Source organism: Amycolatopsis sp., assembly GCF_025464955.1.
In the GTDB taxonomy this organism is placed as follows: domain Bacteria; phylum Actinomycetota; class Actinomycetes; order Mycobacteriales; family Pseudonocardiaceae; genus Amycolatopsis.
In genome coordinates this window covers 30,158-50,751 of the sequence record NZ_JAODNM010000072.1, presented here as the reverse complement: position 1 = coordinate 50,751, position 20,594 = coordinate 30,158, and the positions used below count along the sequence as shown (strand labels likewise).

Annotated in this window: 24 protein-coding genes; 9 read left to right on the top strand and 15 right to left on the bottom strand. The window is 69.8% G+C overall.

The features are described 5' to 3' along the window. Window positions 1-28 precede the first annotated feature (28 nt). Window positions 29-553 (top strand): hypothetical protein, encoded by a 525-nt coding sequence (locus JWQ81_RS16200; protein ID WP_297542261.1) that lies wholly within the window; start codon window positions 29-31, stop codon window positions 551-553. Window positions 554-644: 91 nt separating this feature from the next. Here the strand turns inward: JWQ81_RS16200 and JWQ81_RS16195 are convergent, their stop codons facing one another. Both JWQ81_RS16195 and JWQ81_RS16190 read right to left on the bottom strand, forming a co-directional pair. Then, the gene (locus JWQ81_RS16195) at window positions 645-1,217 is read right to left on the bottom strand and encodes a TetR/AcrR family transcriptional regulator (RefSeq protein ID WP_297542260.1); all 573 of its coding nucleotides are present in this window, start codon (window positions 1,215-1,217) and stop codon (window positions 645-647) included. A gap of 50 nt (window positions 1,218-1,267) precedes the next feature. Next, on the bottom strand, window positions 1,268-2,836 hold the full coding sequence (locus tag JWQ81_RS16190; RefSeq protein WP_297542259.1) for a helix-turn-helix domain-containing protein: 1,569 nt from the start codon (window positions 2,834-2,836) through the stop codon (window positions 1,268-1,270). Between the two features lie 121 nt (window positions 2,837-2,957). On the opposite strand from JWQ81_RS16190, the gene pruA reads away from it, so the two are divergent. Together pruA and JWQ81_RS16180 are read left to right on the top strand one after the other, a co-directional pair. Beyond that, window positions 2,958-4,586 carry an L-glutamate gamma-semialdehyde dehydrogenase gene (gene pruA / locus JWQ81_RS16185; RefSeq protein WP_297542258.1) on the top strand — a complete coding sequence of 543 codons (1,629 nt, stop codon included), beginning with the start codon at window positions 2,958-2,960 and terminating at the stop codon, window positions 4,584-4,586. 32 nt (window positions 4,587-4,618) lie between these two features. After that, window positions 4,619-5,548, top strand: coding sequence for a proline dehydrogenase family protein (locus tag JWQ81_RS16180; protein ID WP_297542257.1), 930 nt, complete (start codon window positions 4,619-4,621; stop codon window positions 5,546-5,548). Between the two features lie 393 nt (window positions 5,549-5,941). Here JWQ81_RS16180 and JWQ81_RS16175 read toward each other — a convergent pair whose 3' ends face one another. After that, on the bottom strand, window positions 5,942-6,307 hold the full coding sequence (locus JWQ81_RS16175; RefSeq protein WP_297542256.1) for a thioredoxin family protein: 366 nt from the start codon (window positions 6,305-6,307) through the stop codon (window positions 5,942-5,944). An 89-nt stretch (window positions 6,308-6,396) separates the two neighbouring features. Between JWQ81_RS16175 and JWQ81_RS16170 the strand changes: the two genes are divergently transcribed. After that, window positions 6,397-6,639: a DUF2630 family protein gene (locus JWQ81_RS16170; RefSeq protein WP_297542255.1), complete on the top strand. Its 243-nt coding sequence runs from the start codon at window positions 6,397-6,399 to the stop codon at window positions 6,637-6,639. 79 nt (window positions 6,640-6,718) lie between these two features. Here the strand turns inward: JWQ81_RS16170 and JWQ81_RS16165 are convergent, their stop codons facing one another. The 10 genes from JWQ81_RS16165 to JWQ81_RS16120 form a co-directional block, all read right to left on the bottom strand. After that, the gene (locus JWQ81_RS16165; RefSeq protein ID WP_297542253.1) at window positions 6,719-8,317 is read right to left on the bottom strand and encodes an alpha/beta fold hydrolase; all 1,599 of its coding nucleotides are present in this window, start codon (window positions 8,315-8,317) and stop codon (window positions 6,719-6,721) included. A gap of 67 nt (window positions 8,318-8,384) precedes the next feature. Continuing rightward, the gene (locus tag JWQ81_RS16160) at window positions 8,385-9,464 is read right to left on the bottom strand and encodes an ATP-dependent DNA ligase (RefSeq protein ID WP_297542251.1); all 1,080 of its coding nucleotides are present in this window, start codon (window positions 9,462-9,464) and stop codon (window positions 8,385-8,387) included. 11 nt (window positions 9,465-9,475) lie between these two features. Beyond that, on the bottom strand, window positions 9,476-10,078 hold the full coding sequence (locus JWQ81_RS16155) for an alkaline shock response membrane anchor protein AmaP (protein ID WP_297542249.1): 603 nt from the start codon (window positions 10,076-10,078) through the stop codon (window positions 9,476-9,478). Further along, on the bottom strand, window positions 10,075-10,620 hold the full coding sequence (locus JWQ81_RS16150; RefSeq protein WP_297542247.1) for a DUF6286 domain-containing protein: 546 nt from the start codon (window positions 10,618-10,620) through the stop codon (window positions 10,075-10,077). Before JWQ81_RS16150 ends, JWQ81_RS16155 begins: the two co-directional genes overlap by 4 nt. A gap of 9 nt (window positions 10,621-10,629) precedes the next feature. Further along, on the bottom strand, window positions 10,630-10,992 hold the full coding sequence (locus JWQ81_RS16145; protein ID WP_297542245.1) for an Asp23/Gls24 family envelope stress response protein: 363 nt from the start codon (window positions 10,990-10,992) through the stop codon (window positions 10,630-10,632). Further along, window positions 10,989-11,171, bottom strand: a complete 183-nt coding sequence (locus JWQ81_RS16140; RefSeq protein ID WP_297542243.1) for a hypothetical protein — start codon at window positions 11,169-11,171, stop codon at window positions 10,989-10,991. Before JWQ81_RS16140 ends, JWQ81_RS16145 begins: the two co-directional genes overlap by 4 nt. A 58-nt stretch (window positions 11,172-11,229) precedes the next feature. Further along, a complete protein-coding gene (locus JWQ81_RS16135; RefSeq protein ID WP_297542241.1) occupies window positions 11,230-11,667 on the bottom strand; it encodes an Asp23/Gls24 family envelope stress response protein in 438 nt (145 codons plus the stop codon). A gap of 142 nt (window positions 11,668-11,809) precedes the next feature. Next, window positions 11,810-12,259, bottom strand: a complete 450-nt coding sequence (locus JWQ81_RS16130) for a hypothetical protein (protein ID WP_297542239.1) — start codon at window positions 12,257-12,259, stop codon at window positions 11,810-11,812. Further along, on the bottom strand, window positions 12,256-12,846 hold the full coding sequence (locus JWQ81_RS16125; RefSeq protein WP_297542237.1) for a sigma-70 family RNA polymerase sigma factor: 591 nt from the start codon (window positions 12,844-12,846) through the stop codon (window positions 12,256-12,258). Before JWQ81_RS16125 ends, JWQ81_RS16130 begins: the two co-directional genes overlap by 4 nt. Beyond that, the gene (locus tag JWQ81_RS16120; protein ID WP_297542394.1) at window positions 12,846-13,610 is read right to left on the bottom strand and encodes a pyrimidine reductase family protein; all 765 of its coding nucleotides are present in this window, start codon (window positions 13,608-13,610) and stop codon (window positions 12,846-12,848) included. The genes JWQ81_RS16125 and JWQ81_RS16120 overlap by 1 nt, the downstream gene beginning before the upstream one ends. Before the next feature lie 98 nt (window positions 13,611-13,708). Between JWQ81_RS16120 and zapE the strand changes: the two genes are divergently transcribed. After that, entirely contained in the window at window positions 13,709-14,737 is a 1,029-nt protein-coding gene (gene zapE, locus JWQ81_RS16115) for a cell division protein ZapE (protein ID WP_297542235.1), read from the top strand. Here zapE and JWQ81_RS16110 read toward each other — a convergent pair. After that, window positions 14,688-15,284, bottom strand: a complete 597-nt coding sequence (locus JWQ81_RS16110; RefSeq protein ID WP_297542233.1) for a phosphatase PAP2 family protein — start codon at window positions 15,282-15,284, stop codon at window positions 14,688-14,690. The two genes, zapE and JWQ81_RS16110, sit on opposite strands and share 50 nt — an antisense overlap. Before the next feature lie 92 nt (window positions 15,285-15,376). Here JWQ81_RS16110 and JWQ81_RS16105 point away from each other — a divergent pair, with 92 nt between their 5' ends. Continuing rightward, window positions 15,377-16,999, top strand: coding sequence for an ATP-binding cassette domain-containing protein (locus tag JWQ81_RS16105; protein WP_297542231.1), 1,623 nt, complete (start codon window positions 15,377-15,379; stop codon window positions 16,997-16,999). Then, window positions 16,996-17,874: an FAD-dependent oxidoreductase gene (locus JWQ81_RS16100; RefSeq protein ID WP_297542229.1), complete on the top strand. Its 879-nt coding sequence runs from the start codon at window positions 16,996-16,998 to the stop codon at window positions 17,872-17,874. Before JWQ81_RS16105 ends, JWQ81_RS16100 begins: the two co-directional genes overlap by 4 nt. 508 nt (window positions 17,875-18,382) lie before the next feature. Here JWQ81_RS16100 and rocD read toward each other — a convergent pair. Next, on the bottom strand, window positions 18,383-19,603 hold the full coding sequence (gene rocD / locus JWQ81_RS16095; protein ID WP_297542227.1) for an ornithine--oxo-acid transaminase: 1,221 nt from the start codon (window positions 19,601-19,603) through the stop codon (window positions 18,383-18,385). 153 nt (window positions 19,604-19,756) lie between these two features. On the opposite strand from rocD, the gene JWQ81_RS16090 reads away from it, so the two are divergent. Together JWQ81_RS16090 and JWQ81_RS16085 are read left to right on the top strand one after the other, a co-directional pair. After that, a complete protein-coding gene (locus JWQ81_RS16090) occupies window positions 19,757-20,086 on the top strand; it encodes a metalloregulator ArsR/SmtB family transcription factor (protein WP_297542225.1) in 330 nt (109 codons plus the stop codon). Continuing rightward, window positions 20,083-20,556, top strand: a complete 474-nt coding sequence (locus JWQ81_RS16085) for an SRPBCC family protein (protein ID WP_297542222.1) — start codon at window positions 20,083-20,085, stop codon at window positions 20,554-20,556. The genes JWQ81_RS16090 and JWQ81_RS16085 overlap by 4 nt, the downstream gene beginning before the upstream one ends. Window positions 20,557-20,594: the final 38 nt, after the last annotated feature.

Below are 20,594 nucleotides of genomic sequence, written 5' to 3'. Positions count from 1 at the left end.
TCCTTTCCGATTTCCTGATGGGGGACCGATGACCGACACCGCAGACGACAGACCGAGAAGCACCCAGCCTTCCAACGGTGGGCCTTCGACGTCGCAGCAACCGGAATGGCCGGCTGCGCCACAGCCGGTTGCTTATGTCGGCGAAGGCACGCCGTACAGCCCCGAGCCGACGACGGAGCAGTGGCCCGTTTCGGCGCCACCCGCCAAGTCGAAGAAGACCGGGCTCGTCGTCGTGTCGATTCTCGCGGTGCTCTTCCTGGGGGCGGCCGGTGCGTTCGGTGGGCTCTACCTTTCGGAGAAGTCCGACCACAACGCCGTGAGCGCTCAACTGGTCGACAAGGACAAAACGTTGGCGGACAAGGACAAAGCGCTGAGTGACGCCGCTCAGAAGGCGGACACGGCCGTGAAAGCCCAGCAGGCTGCCGAAAGCAAAGCCCTCGGCTACCAGGCGTGCCACGACACCGCCGTGGCTCTGCTCCATGCGGCTGTCGGCGGGGCCGGCGACGCCGCAGCCGGTTCCCTAGGAGTGCAGCTGTTCACAGCCTGCTCCTAGCGTCCCGACTCAAGGCGGTCGCACTTTTGCGCTTTGTGGGGTCATTGCGCGTGCAATAGCCAGCGTGCGCAACGAGGCTGCCGAGTTCATCTCAGCTGACCAGCAGGTCCACCAGCATGGCGAGGCGCTTCTCCTGGTCGCCCGGGCTGAGCCGGCCGTCGCGGTTGAGCGTGATCAGGCCGTGTAGCGCGCTCCAGCAGACTTCGGTGAAGGTCCCGGAGTTGCGGTTACCGGCATGTGGCGCGAGCGCGCTTTCGATTTCGCCGAAGCCCGCTTTCAGCGACTCGGGCGCGTCCGGCTGTGAGAACGGCAGTTCGGTGGAGAGGGTGAACATCGCGAGGTAGAGGGCCGGGTTGGCTTCGGCGAACGCGACGTACGCCCGGACGATGGCCGCGAAGGCGTCACGCGGTTTCTTCGCCTTGCCGCGGCTGGTGCCCATGGCCTCGGCGAGTTCGGTGAAACCCTCGATCGCGACCGCCGTGATGATGGCGTTCCGGTTCGCGAAATGGCCGTACAGCACGGGTTGGCTGTAGTCGATCAGCTCGGCCAGCCGCCGGGTCGTCACGGCGTCCCAGCCCTCGGCCTCGGCCAGTTCGCGCGCGGACTTCACGATCAGCTGATGGCGGTCGGCCCGCTCGCGCTCGCGGCGCTCCTGAATGGACACGCCGCCACGCTAGCACCGCTAGAACTCCGAGCAACATTCGCGCAGCACGGTCAAAGGCGGAGCTGGAGTTGGGTGAGGAGGCGTTGGGCGGGGTCGTCCAGGTCGATGCCGGAGACCTCGCCGGCGCGGCGGACGCGGTAGCGCAGGGTGTTGGGGTGGATGGTCAACTTCGCCGACGCGCGGCGGACGTCGCCGAAGGCATCGAGATACGCCTGGAGCGAGGGTACGAGGATGCCGCCGTGGGCAACGTCGTGCGCGACGAGCTCGGTGAGCCGGGGATCGCGGATCCGCGGCTCACCGGTGAGGAACGCGAGGATCTCCGACAGCAGGACCTCGGCGCGGACGTCGGCCAGCGAGGCGACGTCGGCGTGCCAATGCCCACGCGCCATCGTCTCGAGCACCCTGTCCGCGTCAGCGCGTGACGCCGCGCTCTCCGACAGCCGCGTCACGACCCCGCCGATCGCCGCGCGCACCCCGACGTCGAGATGCTGTCGTGCCGTACTCACGATTTCCTTCGCCAGCGCCAAAACCGTGGCTTCGGCGCGTTCGGGGAGGTCGGGCAACAGCGCGTACACCCGGCCGCCGATGACGCTCACCAGCGCGCTGCGGCGATACGCGGCCGTGTGCACCGAAATCAGGTTCACCAGCTCCGCCCGGTGCAGCTGACGCCCGGCGTCCGTGCCCTCGCGCTCCAGCGAGAACGCGACGACCAGTGCCCTTCGCGCCGGATCCGCACCGATCTCCCCGGCGACGGACTCGCTGTCCAGCCTCCCGTCAAGCAGGCTGATCAGTAGATCCTCGCGCAGTCGCAGTTCCGGGCTCGGCAATGTCCGATGCCGCACGAGCTGCGGCGCGAGCGCGCGGCTGGCCCCCAGCAGCGCGACTTCCGCCTGTTCGGTGAGCGGCTGTGAACCTTCCTGGACCCAGATGGTGCCCAAGGGCTGCGAGCCGGCGTGGATTCCGGCCGCGATCCGCCGCCGGATCCCGAGATCGGGCCGCTCGTCGATGCGGACGATCCCTTCGCCCGCGCGAAGCCGCTGGTAGACACCCCATTCGCGCAGCATCGCGAGATACCGCTCCGGCCCTTCACGGCCGAGGATCGACAGCCTCCGCAGCTCGTCGACCTCGTCCCCGGCCCGTGAATACGCCAGTACGCGGCTCGCGGTGTCCTCGATGCTGACGAGGCCGCCGGTGAGGGTCGCGATGGTCTGCGCGAACGAGAACAGGTCGCCCAGCACCTCACCGGTCTCCGCCTCGCCACCCAGCCTCGCCGCGTCCACGACGCCTCTGGCCAGTGCTTCGACCTGCTCCCATCGGGCTTCTTCGCCGACGGCGAGTAGCGCGATCCCGACGTCCGACGCGACGTCCGCGAGCCCCTTCGCGCCCTTGACCGCCACCACCGAGGCTCCGCCGCGTCCGGCTGCCCGGATCGCCGGGGCCGCCGCCCGGCCGCGCGCGCCGATGACCAGTACCAGGTCGCCCGGATGTGCCTCGGGCGGGTCTTCCGGATCGACGATGACCACGTCGTCGACCGTCACCCCGAGCCCGTTCGGCGCGGCCAGCACCTCGACCAGGGGATCGCCCAAGGTGCCGAGGATGTGCCTGAGCGTGGTCGCCATCGAGATTCATCCGATCGTACAAGTGTGAGGTCCCGATTCTAGCCGTTCGGACAAAATAAAGTCGCCCTCGCAGGCATACCGTTCGGCGCAGGAACGTCGGTGAGATCGTGGAGGAGCCGTAGTGGACGCAGTGACCCAGACCCCCGCCCCCCGGAACGAGACGGTGCTGACCTACGCACCCGGCAGCGCTGAGCGCGCTGAGCTCGAGGGCGCGCTCAAGCAGCTGGGCAATGCGGACCCGATCGACCTGACCGCGACCATCGGCGGTGAGCAGCGGATCGGCGGCGGCGAGAAGATCGACGTCGTCCAGCCGCACAACCACAGCGCGGTGCTCGGCACGATCCACAACGCCACGGCGCAGGACGCCACCGACGCCATCGCCGCGGCCCACGACGCCGCCCCGGCGTGGCGCGGGCTGTCCTACGACGACCGCGCGGCCGTGCTGCTGCGCGCCGCCGACCTGTTGACCGGCCCCTGGCGCGCGCGGATCAACGCCGCGACCATGCTTGGCCAGTCCAAGACGGCCACCCAGGCCGAGATCGACGCGGCCTGCGAGCTGGCCGACTTCTGGCGCTTCAATGTCGAGTTCGGCCACCGGCTGCTGGCCGAGCAGCCCGCCAGCTCCCCGGGCATCTGGAACCGCATGGAGCAGCGGCCGCTGGAAGGCTTCGTCTACGCGATCACGCCGTTCAACTTCACCGCGATCGCCGCGAACCTGCCGACCGCGCCCGCGCTGATGGGCAACGTCGTGCTGTGGAAGCCCTCGCCGACGCAGAGCTTCGCCGCGCACCTGACCATGCGCCTGCTCGAAGAGGCCGGCATGCCGCCGGGTGTGATCAACCTGCTGCCCGGCGACGGCAAGGCCGTGTCCGACGTCGCACTGGCGCACCGCGACCTCGCGGGTATCCACTTCACCGGGTCGACCGCCACGTTCCAGCACCTGTGGGGCACCGTCGGCGCGAACATCTCCGGCTACCGCAGCTACCCGCGGATCGTCGGCGAGACCGGCGGCAAGGACTTCGTGCTCGCCCACCCGTCGGCCGACATCGACATCCTGCGTACCGCGCTCGTCCGCGGTTCGTTCGAGTACCAGGGCCAGAAGTGCTCGGCCGCTTCCCGCGCGTACGTCCCGCGTTCGCTCTGGGGCAAGCTGAAGGACGACCTGATCGCCGAGACCGAGGCGCTGACTGTCGGCGACGTCACCGACCTCGGCAACTTCGCGGGCGCGGTCATCGACCGGCGCGCGTTCGACAAGCACGCCGACGTCCTCAAGCGCGCCGCGGCGGACCCCGAGCTCGACGTCATCGCCGGCGGAACCGCGGACGACTCGGTCGGGTACTTCGTGCGGCCGACCGTCATCGTCTCGGACAACCCGAAGCACGACGTGTTCCGCACCGAGTTCTTCGGCCCGATCCTCGCGCTGCACGTCTACGAGGACGCGGACTACGACAACGTCCTCAAGCTCGTCGACGAGACCGCGGACTACGCGCTCACCGGAGCGGTCATCGCGAACGACCGCACGGCCGTCGCGAAGACGATGGAAGCCCTGCGCTTCGCCGCCGGCAACTTCTACGTCAACGACAAGCCGACCGGCGCGGTCGTCGGCCAGCAGCCGTTCGGCGGGGCTCGCGCGTCGGGCACCAACGACAAGGCCGGCTCGATCTTCAACCTGCTCCGCTGGACGAGCCCGCGCTCGATCAAGGAGACGTTCGTGCCGCCGACCAGCGTCCGCTACCCCCACCAGGGCTGAGTCCCAGACCCTTCGGAACCGAGGAGTTCGCCATGCTGCGTTCGCCGTTGCTCGCCGCTGCCCGCTCGAAGCGGATGCGGTCGCTGATCGAGACCGTGCCCGCGACGAGGTCGGTGGTGGGCCGGTTCGTCGCCGGGTCGCAGCCCGAGGACGCGGTGCGGGTCGTCCGTGAGTTGACTTCGACCGGGCTGCGGATCAGCCTGGACCACCTGGGCGAGGACACCACCGACGCCGCGCAGGCGGCGAAGACCGTCGATGCCTACAAGGTGATGCTGGCCGCGTTGGCGGCGGACGGCGTCGCCGAGGGCGCGGACGTTTCGGTGAAGCTCTCGGCCGTGGGGCAGTCGCTCCCGGTCGACGGCCAGAAGATCGCGCTCGAGAACGCCCGGAAGATCTGCGTGGCGGCGGCCGCGGTCGGGGCCACGGTCACGCTCGACATGGAGGATCACACCACCACCGACTCGACCCTCGGGATCCTGCGCGAGCTGCGTGTCGACTTCCCCTGGGTGGGCGCGGTGCTGCAGGCCTACCTGCGACGTACCGAACAGGACTGCCGGGACCTCTCGGGCGAGGGTTCCCGGGTGCGTCTGTGCAAGGGCGCCTACTCCGAACCGGCTTCCGTCGCGTTCGGAGAGAAGGCGGACGTGGACAAGTCGTACGTCCGTTGCTTGACGATCCTCATGCGCGGCAAGGGCTACCCGATGGTCGCCACGCATGACCCGCGGATGATCGCGATCGCCGAGAAGCTGGTGCTGGACACCGAGCGCGCGCCGGGCGACCACGAGTTCCAGATGCTGTACGGCATCAGGCCCGACGAGCAGAGCCGCATCGCCCGCGGCGGCGAGTCGATGCGGGTCTACGTCCCCTACGGCGACGAGTGGTACGGGTACTTCATGCGCCGCCTCGCCGAGCGCCCGGCCAACCTGACGTTCTTCCTCCGCGGCCTGGTGACCAAGAGCTAGCGCCGCCAGGTTCCGTAGCGCAGCTGCCGTGGGGCTGATGGGGCAGCGGGTGCTGCTGTGGCGTTGCGGCCCGCGCGCGAGCGACCTCGGGGGACGTTGAGTACAAATCATTTGTATCGGGGGACGTTTCGTACACAACGGCACCCGACCCGCCAACCCCAGCAGTCACACCGACACCACCAGCCCCACCAGCCATACGGACCTGGGCCTCCGATCCAGTCCACGTGGACAGGCCGCGCCCCAGTCCCCGCTGCCGTCGACCGCAGCCCGACACGACGTCCCGGCCTCGCGCCGCCGTACGCCGAAGACCCCTCGGGGCCACCCTTGTGGCGTTCAACGCCAACTCGCCGGCCGCCATCAGGATGGCTCCGACGGGTCCGTAACGCTGCCGGGTCAGGACTCGGCGGGCGGGACGGACTTGGCGCGGACCTCGTCCATGTCGAGGTCGCGAGCCTGCTGGAGCAGGTCTTCCAGCGTCGACTCGGGGATGGCGCCGGGGTTCGCGTAGACCAGCACCTTCTCGCGGATGACCGCGAGCGTCGGGATCGACCGGACCTCGAACGCGGCCGCGAGCTGCTGCTGGGCCTCGGTGTCCACCGTCGCGAACACGATGTCCTCGTGCTTGTTCGCCGCGCGCTCGTAGACCGGGGCGAACTGGCGGCACGGGCCGCACCAGCTCGCCCAGAAGTCGATCACGACGAAGTCGTTCGCGGAGACGACCTCGTCGAAGTTTTCCACGGTCAGCTCAACAGTGCTCATACTCCGGGACAACAAACCGGGGGCTCGCGCACATTCCCGCCGCAGCGCGTAGCGTCGTGCGCGGAGCGGGGACGACCAGGAGGAAGAAGATGGCCGACGGCGAGATTCTCAGCCGCATCGACGAGCTGATTGCCCAGGAGCACGAACTGCGTTCCAAGGTGACCGGTGTAGGACTGACCGTGGACGAGCAAGGCCGTCTCGGCGAGCTCGAACAGCGCCTCGACCAGTGCTGGGACCTGCTGCGTCAGCGCCGCGCCCGCACCGAGTTCCACGAGGACCCGAACGCGGCCGAGGCCCGGACCGTCAACCAGGTCGAGTCTTACCGCCAGTAGCGCGCCACAGCAAGTGGCTCAGGGGACCCCTGGCACGAACCATTCGTACCAGGGGTCCCCTGAGTCGAATGAAGCCGGCTCAAGCCGGGCAGAGGGTGCCGTCTCGGGGGACGGTGCCGTCGACGAGGAACGAGCTGATGGCGTCGGTCGCGCAGGTCGAGTTGCCGAAAGCCCCGTGACCGGCGCCCTGCCAGCTGATCTGCACCGCGCTCGGCATCTGGTCGGCGGCCTTCGACGTGCCGTCGCCGGGGGTCACCGGGTCGACGACCGTGCTCGCGACGAGGATCGGCGGCGCGCCGGGCGCACCGGCCGCCGGCAACGGCTCCGAGCGTCCCTGCCACGGCAGGCACCACGCGAGCTGACGCGCGGTGAAGTCGCCGAACAGCGGGTACTTCTGCCGCAGCGTCTGGATGACCTTGGTGATCTGGTCGGCGGGCATGCGCGTCGCGGAGTCGTTGCACTTGGTGGCAATCGTCGCGTCGAGCCGGGACGGGTTGAGCCGCGTCTCCTGGCTCAGCGGGTCGGAGAACACCTCGAGCTTGGTGAAGTCACCGGCCACCGCGGCGCTGATCGCGTCCGCCAGTTCCGGCCAGCGGGCGCGTTGCGCGAGCCCGGCGCTGATCGCGGACAGCGTCAGTCCGGGACCGGCCGAACTACCGTCCTGCGTGATCAACGGGGTCGCGCGGACCTTCGTGACCAGCGCGCCGATCGCGGTGCCCGCGTCCGCGCCGAGTGCGCACCCGCGCTGCGCGCAGTCCTGGCCGAACGCCGTCACCGTCGCCTGCAGACCGGCCGCGACGCTGTCGAGGACCGCAGCGGCGTCCGTGCTCGGGTCGGGCACGCCGTCGAGCGCGAACCGGCCGACCTGGCCCGGGTACCGGACGGCGTATTCGCTGAGCACTTTCGAGCCGTCACCGTGCCCGAACGCGTTGAGCTTGGTCATCCCCAGCTGCTGGCGCACCTGGTCGAGGTCGGCAGCGGTCCGCCAGCTGTCGAGCGCGGTGGTGGCGGTGTCGAGGTCGATCGCGCACTGCTGGCCGGCACGGCGCGCGGCCTGCAGGATGCCGTCGAGGTCGCCGGACGCCGGGTCCTGGTCCAGCAGGTCCTGGCGGACGCCGGCGGGCACACACATCATGGGCATCGACTGCCCGGTGCCGCGGCGGTCGACGCCGATCAGCGAGAACTTCTGCAGCAGCGCCGGCGGCGCGACCGCGGCGAGGCGGGCGGCGTACAGCGTGCCGGGGTCGCCGGCGATGTCGTTGACCACCACCAGCGGGATCGGGCCGGTCCCGACCTTGAGCACGGCGATCCGGGCCAGGCCGCGGTTCGGCAGGTCCGGGGAGTCCAGCGTGCTGTTGACCTTGCCGCACGAGAACGCCAGGTTGTCCGGCACACCCGGCTGGCCGAGCCTGTCGCGCGTGTCCTGCGTGCAGTCGCTCCACCTGATGCTCGGCGACTGCGGCGGGGTCAGCGCGGGGAGCGGGACAGCCGGCGGCGGGGGCGGCGCCTGACTCGACTGGTGGGCTCCAGTGCCGTCGTTGACGATCACCTCGGGCCGCGTCGACGGTCCGGCCGTGCAGCCCGCGAGAGCGGCCGCCGCGAGGGTGGTGGCCAGCGCGAGCCGCGTGCTCCGGCTGAGATGCGCTCTGGGGCTGCTGGCGAAACCACGGCGGCGCACGGGCGGGTCCTCACTCACTTCCTGGGGCAGTCCGAGTGAGCCTCGCACGTCTGGTGTGGGGGTCGCGTTAGCGGGTACGCCGGACTTCGCCGCGGAACACGGCATCGAGGTCGTACCGGGCCGGCTCCTCCAATTGACCGTAGTCGCAGGAGGACGGTTCACGGTCCGGGCGCCACCGGCTGAACTGCGCGGTGTGCCTGAACCTCGATGGCTGACCGCCTTCGGTGTGCTCATAGCCGACCTCGACGACGCGCTCGGGCCGCAGCGGGACCCAAGGATGCTCGCCCGCCCGCCACCTCGTGATCCCGCCGGGCAGACGCTGGCCTTCGATGGTCGCGTCGCCGAGCCATGGGTGCTCCCCGTCGGTGATCAGCGGCGCGAGTTCCTCGGCGAGTTCACGCCGCCGGGCGACGGAGAACGAGCCGACCACGCCGACGTGGTGCAGGATCCCGGCGTCGTCGTACAGCCCGAGCAGGAACGACCCGACCGCTTCGCCGGGCTCGCCGTCGACGTGCCAGCGCAGTCCGGCGAGCACGCAGTCCGCGGTCCGGGAGTGCTTGTATTTGAACATCGTGCGCTTGCCGGGGGAGTACGCGGCGTCGAGCGGTTTGCCGATGACGCCGTCGAGCCCAGCACCTTCGAAGAGTTCGAACCACTTCCTGGCCAGTTGAGGATCCGTGGTCGCCGGGGTCAGGTGCACGCCCTCGACGGCGAGTTTCTCCAAGCGGCCGCGGCGTTCCGAGGTCGGTTCATCCACAAAGGACTCATCGCCGAGTGCCAGCAGGTCGAACGCGACATAGGCCGCGGGTGTCTGCTCGGCGAGCAGCTTCACGCGGCTTTCGGCCGGATGAATGCGCTCGGTCAGCGCGTCGAAGTCCAGCCGTCCGTCGCGGGCGACGACGAGTTCGCCGTCGAGCACGACCTTGTCCGGCAACGTCGCCCCGAGCCGCTCGAGCACCTCCGGGAAGTACCGGTTGAGCGGTTTGCCGGAACGGGACTGCAACGTCAGCTCGTCGCTGTCGCGGAAGACCAGGCAGCGGAAGCCGTCCCACTTCGGCTCGAACAGCAACCCGCCCGAGTCGGGGATCGCCTTCGCGGGACGCGCGAGCATCGGCTTGATCGGCGGCTTCAGCGGCATGGCCGACATTCTGCCTCAGATCAGACGACGCGGCTGCGGGTTCCGGTGTCCAGTTCGAGGTGCACGGCGGTCGGCAGGACGTCGATGCCGAGTGACTCGCGCGCCCTGGCCAGGACCCGCGTGTCGAGCTCCTCCCACACCTTCTTGACGTCCGTGCCGGCGAACAGCCACAGCGTGAGCCGAAGCGCCGGGTTGTCGACGTCGCCGACCGCGCGGGCGCGTGCCCGGCTGACCCCCTCGACGGTCTCCGCGTCGACCTGCACGGCGCCCGCGATCGCCGCGGCGGTGACCGTCAGCGCGGTATCGGGCGTCCGGTCGAGCTCCAGGTCGGGGCGTCCCTCCGGCCGCAGTGACCGGAAGAACCACCACAGCCCGCCGACCAGCAGCACGACTCCGACGGCGAGGCCGAGGCACTGGGTCAGCGTGGGATGCCGCCAGAGCCAGGTGAGCGCCATCGGGTCAAGCACGGATCGCTGCGCCCGGTACCGGCCGAACAGGCCGAAGCTGACACCGAACACCACCGCGCAGACGAGCACCGCGAGCAGGCCGACCGAGAACGTCAACGCCCGCTCGGTGCCATAGGACCGGCCGAGTGCCTTGGCAGAGGTGGAGCGGCGGCTCATCCGCGGTCCTTCGGGGAGTCGACGACGACGGAGACTTTCGGCTGCCTGACCAGCGGTACTTCGCTGAGCAACTCCGTGACCACGGCGCTGAGACGCGGACGTAACTCGCCTTCGCTCTCCAGACGGCTTGTCGCGCGTACTCGGACCCGCTTCGCGCTGGCTGTGACCGACGCGCTCGTGACGTTGTCCTGCGAGCGGACGGCCTGCCCGACCATCCTGGCCAGCGAACGCGGCGACGTCGTGACGCTGACTTCGTCCGCCGGGTCCGTCAGCCGCACGGCCCGGCTGCCCGCGACGGCGGCGAGGACCACCAGGACCAGCCCGGCGGCGGCGGCGATCCCCGCGATCAGGCGGACCGCGAACGAGTCCCAGCCGACCGCGCCGAGCTGATCGCGCCACGCCGGCCACGGCACCACCAGCCCGGACTCCCTGGCTTGGGCCGGCCGCGCCCAGTACCAGCCGACTTCGAGCACGAGCAGGGCACCGGCGGCCGCCGCGGCCAAGGCGAGCAGCGTCGAAAGCAGACGGACGAACAAGCGCACTGTGTTCCCCTATCGCACGCGTGGTGGCACATCGGGCACGAGCGCGGACACCGTCACCGCGAGCGAGCGGACGGTGTACGAAGTGATGTGCTCGACCTCTTCGGTGACCGCCGCGCGCACCGTCCCGACGACCTCGCGCACCGGCGCCGGGTAGTGCAGCGCGACGTCGAGACGCAGGTCGACATCGTTGTCGCGGCCAGAAACCCGCGCGCTGGCGCCCTGGCTGCCGACCGCGACCCCGGCGACGCGGCGCTCGACCTTCGCGGTGCCCGCGATCTGGTCCGCGGCTCGCTGGGCCACCTTGCGCACGACGGCATGGTCGATACTGAGCGTGCCGCGCTCCTCGGGCTCGGGCAGTGCCGGCGTGCTCACCGGTCGCTGTCCTTGCCGCGGCCGAACAAGTCGCTCAGGTCGAGCTGCCCGTCGACCACCCGGCCGACTACCAGCCCGATCACCCCGACCGCGAGGGTGACCAGGAAAGCGGTGAAGCCCTGTGTCGCGGCCAAGCCGAGAATGAGCCCGCCGAGTACGCCGGTCTGCGTTGCGTTCATCGTCTCTCCTCGGATAAGTCCAGTGCCTGCCGGGTTTTCTCCACGACTGCCACGGTGATCACTCGACGCGGGAGTTTTCGAGCTCGCCGTCGTCGTCGGGCAGATGGACATCGTTGACCGCGATGTTCACCTCGATCACCTCGAGCCCGGTGATCTGCTCGACGATCGCGATCACGTTGCGCCGCACGGCCCGCGCGACATCCACGATGCGCGCGCCGTACTCGACCACCAGATCGAGATCCACCGCGGCCTGCTTTTCGCCGACCTCCACCGAGACCCCGGAGGTGGTGACCGTGCCGGAGCCGGGGATGCGTTCCTTGATCGCGCCGAACGCGCGCGACACCCCGCCGCCGAGGGTGTAGACGCCAGAGACCTCCCGCGCGGCCAGCCCGGCGACCTTCTGCACCACCATCGAGGAGATGGTCGTCCTGCCGGCCGTCGTCTCCTCGTTCAGCGCCGCGATCGAATCGGGCCGGCTCGTGCTCGGCTGCGTCATGGGGCGTACTCCTCCGTAGCGCTGGGCGGACTCTGGGTGGCGACGCTGGTTGGCCACGCTGTCCGGCAACTCTGCCAGGGTCTCACTGGTCACGATGCCGCCCCTCGGTCCGGCGTTGCGCACTATCGCCCGATCGGGTGTATCAGCCGGGGTGGACATCGACGACGTGCACGTGGACCGGCGGGGCCGGCTCGCCGAGTTGCTTGGTCAGCGCGGCCCGAAGGCGCGTGCTCAGCAGGGCGGCCGCCTTGTCGGCGACGACGCCGTAGCCGACCGTGATCAGCACCTGCAGGCCGATGTCCTCGAGCGCGACGGCGGACAGATGTACGCCGCCGATTTCCCGGCCGAGGTCCGCGCCGAGGCGGCGTGCCAGCAGCACCACGACCCGCTCGTCGACGCGCACCCGGTCGCCGTCCACCTCGAATTCAAGGGGTTTCGCTGACGTCGTCCCGCGGACGCCGCCGATCGACCGCAGCACGCGCGCGATGAGACCGGGCGGGGTGGGCACGGTGGCGCGGGCCGCGGCGCGGACCAAGTCCCATTGCGGGTCCTGCCGCGGATCGCCGGCGGGCCCGTCGTCCCTCGTGCTCATCGCTGCTCCCTGAGTTTCGCGAGCAACGCCACCCTGGCCCGGTGCAGTCGCGAGCGCAAGGCGGGCACGCTGACCTCGAGCACCTCGGCGACCTCCTCGTAGCTGAGGCCTTCCAGCTCCCGCAGCACCAGCGGGACCCGCTGGGGGAGGTCGAGTTCGGCGATGGCGGCGAGTACGGCGTCGATCTGCTCAGCCCGCACCACCTGGCCTTCGGGGTTCGAGCGCGAGTCGGCGAGGACCCCGGAGCCGAGGAGTGGGCCGTCGCCGCGTTGCTCGGCGTGCAAGGCCGCGTCCAGTGACACGGTGGGACGGCGGCGCCGGACACTGGCGAGCGCGCTGTTGGTGACGACGCGGTACAGCCAGGTGGACACCGCGGACTCATGGCGGAACAACGGCAGGGCACGCCACGCCGAGATCCACGCTTCCTGTACGACGTCCTCCGCTTCCGCCGCGGACCCGGTGATCCGCAGCGCGACCCGGTACATCCTGGGCGTGTGCGCCCGGACCAGCGTGTCGAACGCGCCGTGATCGCCCTGGACCGCGCTGGCGACGAGTTTCTCGTCAGCTTTCTCGTCGGCCGCGTCCATCAGCCTGTGCTCCGGCGGTACCGCAGCATCGAGAAACCCTCCTCGTGCAGCATCGAAGCGAGTTCCAGCTTTCGCGCGGCACTCGGCAGCTCGCCGCCGGCGATCCGGCCGGCGCCGGCGCCGGCAAGCAGCGGCGCGATGGTCAGGCACAGCTGGTCGACGAGGTCCTCGGCGATCAACTGGCCGAACAGGCTGGGGCCGCCCTCGCAGTCGATCCGGTGCAGCCCGCGGCGTGCCAGCTCAGCCAGCGCGGCCCGCAGGTCCACCTTCTCATCGCCGACGATGAGCACTTCGGCGCCGGCGTCGGCGAGCTTCGCGCGGCGTTCGGCGGGTGCGGCCTCGGTGGTGATGATGATCGGCGGGACGGCGGTGTCGGTCAGCAGGCTCGAATCCGGCGCGATCGACGCGCTGCCGGTCACCACCGCGATCGGCGAGACGGGCGCGAGGTTGTGGCGCGCGCGCCGCTCGGCCCGTTCGCCACTGGAGCGGGCGCCGCGGTAGTCCTCGGCGATGGCGGTGCCCGCGCCGACCAGGACGACGTCGGCGAGGTCGCGGCCCATCAGGAAAATGCGCTTGTCGGCCGGGTGGGACAGGCCGTCGGACACCCCGTCGATGGCGACCGCGCCGTCGACGGAACAGGTGAAGTTGACCTGGACCCAAGAACCGGTGAGGGTCTCTGGATAGCCGTAGATCCGTTCGAGGTCGGCGTCGCTCACGGTTTCGGCGCTGCCGCCTGCTGGTGGTGTTGGCCACAGACTCTGCACACGCACTATCCCAGCACGCAGCCAAACCGCCCCCGACCGGGGGATAGGCGTTGCCCGGTGGTGGTCGTCGCAGGTGACTCCCCGTCTACGCTCGGCCCATGCCCGCACAGCTCATCGATCGGTTCCCCGAAATCGGCGCCGAGGAACTGATCGCGGCCCTCGTGCCGCCGCCGCGGTTCGACGCCGTGCGGTTCTCGACCTACGTTCCGGACCCGGACGAGCCGAGCCAGGCCGCCGCCGTCACGGACTGCTCGGCGTTCGTCGAACGGGTCGCGGTCAAGCCCGCGAAGAAGTCGAAGCTGCGCTCGCTGTTCGGCGGCGAGCAGGTCCAAACCGGACCGATGGGGCTGTACCTCGACGGCGGATTCGGTGTCGGCAAGACCCACCTGCTCGCGTCGACGTGGCACGGCGTGCCGTCGCCCAAGGCGTATGGGACGTTCGTTGAACTGACCAACCTCGTTGGTGCGCTGGGATTCCGCGAAGCGGTCGCGCGGCTTTCGGAGCACCGGTTCGTGGCGATCGACGAGTTCGAGCTGGACGACCCCGGCGACACGACACTGGTGGCCCGGCTGCTGGGCGAGCTGATGGCCGCCGGTGTTTTCGTCGCCGCGACGTCGAACACCTTGCCGGACAAGCTGGGCGAGGGCCGGTTCGCCGCCGACGACTTCCTGCGGGAGATCCAGACGCTGTCGAGCCGATTCTCGGTCGTCCGGGTGGACGGTCCCGACTTCCGGCACCGCGGCCTGCCGGACGCGCCCGAGCCGGTCGGCGACGACGAGCTAGAGGCATCCGCCGAAGCCCATCCCGGTTCGACGCTCGACGACTTCGACGCGCTGTGCGAGCATCTCGCGAAGCTGCATCCTTCGCGGTACGGCCGGATGATCGAGGGCGTGTCGATGGTGCACCTGCGCCACGTGCGGCCGGCCGGCGACCAGAACGTCGGGCTGCGGCTCGTCGCGCTGGCCGACCGGCTCTACGACAGCGCCATCCCGGTCGTCGTTTCGGGGTCGCCGCTGCCGGAGCTGTTCACCGAGGAGATGGTGAACGGCGGCTACCGGAAGAAGTACCTGCGCGCTGTCAGCCGGTTGACCGCGCTGGCCCGAGACGCGGCCACAACGACGCCATAGCCAGCACGACCGTCACGCCGAAGAGCGTGCCGCCGACGATGTCGGTGAAGTAGTGGTAGCTCAGCCCGATCATGCCGACACAGGCGCAGACGAGCCCCAGCGTGCCGACACCGAGAACGGTCCTGGTCGCCGTTCCCGCCGGAACGAGCAGTGCCAGCATCGTCAGCGTCGATACCAGGCTCACCGTGTGGCCGCTCGGGTAGACCAGAACACCTTGGTAGTGGCGGTCGAACAGCGGTTTGAGCACCCAGGAGTTGAGCCCGATCGCGACCGGCGGGCCGAGTAGGGCAAAGGCGGCGTCACGGCATCGACGGAGACGTAGGCAGATCGCGGCCGTGACCAGGATCACCGGGATCCACAAATACGGCTGGGTGGCCAGGACGAGCCAATAGAGGACCGTGGAGTGGCTGCCGAGGCGGCTGTCGATCGCCGACTTTACGGCCGCGTCGACTCGGCCGGGTGTGCTTTCACCGGCGTAGACGAGCCCCAACGCGAGCGTCAGCAGCGCGCAGACCGCCGATCCGACCGCGAGCCTCCGCTCGACCAAAACCCCTCCTGAAGCCTCGTCCGCGCAGCCTACGGCAGGCGTTCGGGGAAACCCGGTCGCCGTCGCGGGTGGGGATCGGACACTATGACCGGGTGGGATTCCTCGAAGCCAGCGCACTGGCATACCGCCTCAACGACGGCAGAGACCTGTTCTCGGACGTCTCGTTCCGGGTTTCGGCGGGCGACGTCGTGGCGCTCGTCGGCGACAACGGCGCGGGGAAGACAACGCTGCTGCGCATCCTCTCCGGTGAGCTCCCGGCGCTTGCGGGTTCGTTCCAGATCCAGGGCGGGCTCGCGGTGATGCCGCAGTTCGTCGGTTCGGTGCGGGACGGCCGGAGCGTGCGCGACCTGCTGCTCGACGTCGCGCCCGCCGCGTTGCGTGCCGCCGCCGTGGAACTGGACGCGGCCGAACTCTCGCTGATGGACGTCGACGACGAGCCCACGCAGTTCCGCTACGCCGACGCGCTCACCGCGTGGGGTGAGGCAGGCGGGTACGACGCCGAAGTGCTCTGGGACACCGTGACCGTCGCGGCTCTCGGCGTCCCGTACGACCGGGCGAGGTTCCGCGATGTCGGCACGCTGTCCGGCGGTGAGCAGAAGCGGCTCGTGCTCGAAGTACTCCTGCGGGGGACCGAGCAGGTACTCGTGCTCGATGAGCCGGACAACTACCTCGACGTGCCGGGCAAGCGCTGGCTCGAGGACAAGCTCGCTGAGACCGGTAAGGCCGTGCTGCTGGTCAGTCACGATCGCGAGCTGCTTGCCGCCGCGGCGACGCACATCGTGTCGCTCGAAGGCAAGACGTGCTGGGTGCACGGCGGCGGGTTCGGCAACTGGCATGAAGCCCGCCTCGCACGGGCGGACCGGATGGCCGAGCTGCGTCGGCGCTGGGACGAGAAGCACGAGCAGCTCAAGGAGCTTGTCGCGTCGCTGCAACGCGCGGCGAGCATGAGCCACGAACTGGCGTCGAGGTATCGGGCCTCGCAGACCCGGTTGCGGAAGTTCGAGGAGGAAGGCGCGCCACCGACCCCCGCGAGGGAGCAGAAGGTCGACCCGCGACTGCGCGGCGGCCGGACCGCGATCCGGGCCGTGACGTGCGAGTCCCTTGAGCTGACCGGGCTGATGAAGCCGTTCGGCCTGGAGCTGTTCTTCGGCGACCGCGTGTGCGTGCTCGGTGCCAACGGGTCGGGCAAGAGCCACTTCCTGCGGCTGCTCGGCGGAGACGTAAGCGTGGCGCACACCGGCGTCTGCCGGCTGGGCTCGCGGGTCGTGCCTGGGCTGTTCGCGCAGACGCACCAACATCCTGAGTGGGTCGGCCGCACACTCATCGACATTCTCGGTAGCGGTGAAGGGGGCAGGGCCGGGCGCGAACGCGGGTCGGCGACCGGTGTGCTGAGCCGTTACGGGCTCGCGGCGTCGGCCGAGCAGCGGTTCGAAAGCCTGTCCGGCGGCCAGCAGGCGCGGTTCCAGGTGCTGCTGCTCGAGCTGTCCGGGGCGACGCTGCTGCTACTCGACGAGCCGACCGACAACCTCGACCTCGTTTCGGCCGAGGCGTTGCAGGACGCGTTGGCCGAGTTCACCGGCACGGTTGTCGCGGTGACGCACGACCGCTGGTTCGCGCGCTCGTTCGACCGGTACGTGCTGTTCGATTCGGACGGTCAAGTGTCCGAGGTGGACGAACCGGTTTGGTCGCACCGAAGGGTTGTCCGCGCGCGATGAGGGTGGCGGTGGTCGGCGGCGGGGTCATCGGGCTGAGCTGCGCTTCGCGGCTCGTTCACGCCGGGCACGCCGTCACGGTGATCAGCGAGGGCAAGCCTTCGGAGACGACCTCCGCGATCGCGGGCGGGTTGATCTACCCGCCCGGGACTCGGCCGTTCGACCGGTGTGCGGCTTGGACCTCGACGAGTGTGGCCGAATTCCGCGGGATGGGCGGTCCGGGTATTCGGATGATGCCGGGGCGGCTGATCCACGCCGAGCGCGTCCCCGATCCTGAGTGGACGGTCGCGATGGACGACGTGGCTTGGGAAGGCGCCACGCTGACCTTCACCACGGCCGTCGTCGACACCCCCGTGTACCTGGACCGGCTCGCCGCCGGCGTCGCGTCCGCCGGAGTGCGCTTCGAGTACCGGCGCGTGCACGATCTGGACGACGTCGACGCGGACCTGGTCGTGAACGCGGCGGGTCTCGGCGGTGGTGACCTGGCCGGGGACGACTCGGTGCGGGCGGTCGGGGGACAGGTCGTGCACCTGGCCGACCCGGGCTTGACGGAATGGGCTTGCAACCAAGGACTCGACCCGGTCGCCTACGTGATCCCCCACGGCACGCACGTCGTCTGCGGCGGCACCGAGGAACCCGGACGGCCGGACGTCGACCCGGACCCGGACGTCGCCGCCGCCATCGTCCGGCGCTGCCGGGAACTCGTCCCTGCCCTCGCGGACGCTCCCATACTGGGCACGAAAGTCGGCCTTCGCCCGTACCGTCCCGAAGTCCGCCTGGAGCGCGTCGGCGACGTCATCCACTGCTACGGCCACGGCGGCGCCGGGATCACCCTCTCCTGGGGCTGTGCCGACGATGTCTTGGCTCTGGTCGGGTGAAGTACGTCGTCGCGAGGACGCCGGACAACTACAGTTCCCCGGTCGAGTACCAGGAACGACTCGCCGGCTTCGCTGAAGACCTGCCCCCGGGTGCGAAGGCTTTCGCGACAGACTCTGGCCACTACGACTACTACGGCAAACGATGCGTGAAGGACCTGGCTCTCGAACAGATCGAGTTCGGTGGCGCTGGCGGCGAGGTCGATCTGATCCTCAGATTTCGGCACAACTGCTGGAAACACGAAGAGAACCTGACGATTCGCTATACCGGCGTCAGTGGCTTCGACTTGGACACCGGCAGCTCTCCGCGGGACTGGAACCGGGTCGGCACGGTCATCCTCGACGAGATTCTCCCCGGCCCGCGTGGATGTAGTCAGGAGATCGCCTTCTTGTCGGGGTCCCTGACGATCTTGTGCCGTGATCTCGTGGCCGGCTGGGAATATGCCGATTGCGCGCTCAACGCAAGAAACGTCCCTTTCACCTCACCGCCGGCGGCCGTGGCCCACCTGGGCTACCGGGTGACGGCGCGGGTGATGGCGTCGATGCCGCGGTCGAGTTCCTCGCGGGTGATCACCAGCGGGGGTGCGATACGCAAGGTGTGGTCGTGGGTTTCCTTGCACAGCACGCCTTCGGCCATCAGTGCCTGCGATGCCTCGCGGCCGCTCGGGCCGCCGGGGGCGATGTCGATGCCGGCCCACAGGCCGCGGCCGCGGACCGCGGACAGGCCGTGGCCGACCAGTGCGCCCAGCCGCGAGTGCAGGTGCGCGCCCAGTTCCGTCGAGCGCTGCTGGAACTCGCCGGTGGCCAGTAGCCGGATGACCGCGCGGCCGACGGCGCAGGCCAGCGGGTTGCCGCCGAACGTCGAGCCGTGTTCGCCCGGCTTCAGCACACCGAGCACGGCGCGGCTGCCCACTACTGCGGACACCGGCAGGATGCCGCCGCCGAGCGCCTTGCCGAGGGTGTAGAGATCGGCGCGGACGCCTTCGTGGTCGAGTGCCAGGAGTTCGCCAGTGCGGGCGAGGCCGGACTGGATCTCATCGGCGATGAGCAGGACGTTGTGCTCGTCGCACAGGCGGCGGGCCTCAGCCAGGTAGCCGGCGGGCGGGACGATGACGCCGGCCTCGCCTTGGATCGGCTCCAGCAGCACCGCGGCTGTGCGCTCGTTGATGGCGTCACGCAGCGCCGCGGCATCGCCGTAGGCGACCGTGACGAACCCGGGCGTGAACGGGCCGAAGTCGGCTCGCGCCGTCTCGTCGGTGGAGAACGAGACGATCGTCGTGGTGCGGCCGTGGAAGTTCGACCCCGCGACGACGATCTCAGCTTGGCCGTCCGGGACGCCCTTGACCTGGTACGCCCATTTGCGCGCGACCTTCACCGCGGACTCGACGGCTTCGGCACCGGAGTTCATCGGCAGCACCATCTCGGTCCCGGTCAGCTCGGCCAGCTCCTGGCAGAACAGGCCCAGCTGGTCATGGTGGAAGGCGCGCGAGGTCAGTGTCACCCGGCCGAGCTGCTCCGTCGCGGCGGCGATCAGCGCGGGGTGGCGATGCCCGAAGTTCATCGCCGAATACCCGGACAGGAAGTCCAGGTAGCTCTTGCCGTCGACGTCGGTCACGGAGGCGCCTTCGGCCTCGGCGATCACGACCGGCAGCGGGTGGTAGTTGTGCGTGCTCCACTGCTCGTCGAGCGCGATGAAGCCGGCCGTGGCGTGCTGCGAGGCAAACGTCGTCATACGTTCAGGTTAGGTGGCTTGAGCGAGGAGTTCAGCCGGGAAACGTTGCTCGTCTGGGTTGTTCGTTGCGGAGATCCGCTATTCGGCGGCGGAACGTTGCGTTGGGGGTCCGATTGGTTGACCCACTGCTCAGTAAGCCGTAACTTACCGTTCGTGACGACTTACGGAGTCGACGCGCTGGCCTCGTTGGCCGACCCGTCGCGACGCGCCATCTTCGAGGCGCTCCGCGACGGGCCGCGTGCTGTCGGAGAGCTCGCCGACGGGCTGCCGATCAGTCGTCCCGCGGTGTCCCAGCACCTCAAGGTGCTCAAGGACGCGGGCCTGGTCGCCGACCAGGCCGCCGGCACGAAACGCCTCTACCGGCTCAGGCCGGAGGGCATCGCCGGGTTGCGGGCGTACCTCGACCGGATGTGGTCCGAGGCGATGACGTCCTTCGCGCAGGCAGCGGAGGCGGCGGAACGGGAAAGTGGAGAACAGCCATGACGCAGACGATCGAATCCGTGCGCAAGACCATCACCGTGGCCTGCGGGCAGGCGCGGGCGTTCCAGGTTTACACCGAGGGCTTCGGCACCTGGTGGCCGCGTCAGCACAGCATCGGCGAGGCCGCCCAGTCCGACGTCGTCCTGGAGCCGAAGGTCGGCGGGCGCTGGTACGAGATCGGGGTCGACGGCAGCGAGTGCGACTGGGGCACCGTGCTCGCCTACGAGCCACCCTCCAGAGTGGTTCTGACGTGGCAGCTCAACGGCGACTGGGCGTACGACCCGGACGTCTCGCACGCCAGTGAGATCGAGGTCAGGTTCATCGCCGAAGGCCCCGCCGCCACCCGCGTGGAGCTGGAGCATCGCGGGTTCGAACGCCACGGCGAGGGTGCCGAGTCGGTGCGGAGCGGCGTCGACAGCCCGGACGGTCACGAAGGCCTTCTGCGGCTGTTCGCGACCGCCGCCGCGGCCTGACGAACGGCCTGTTCAGGCGTGGGTGGCTAAGGTCGACC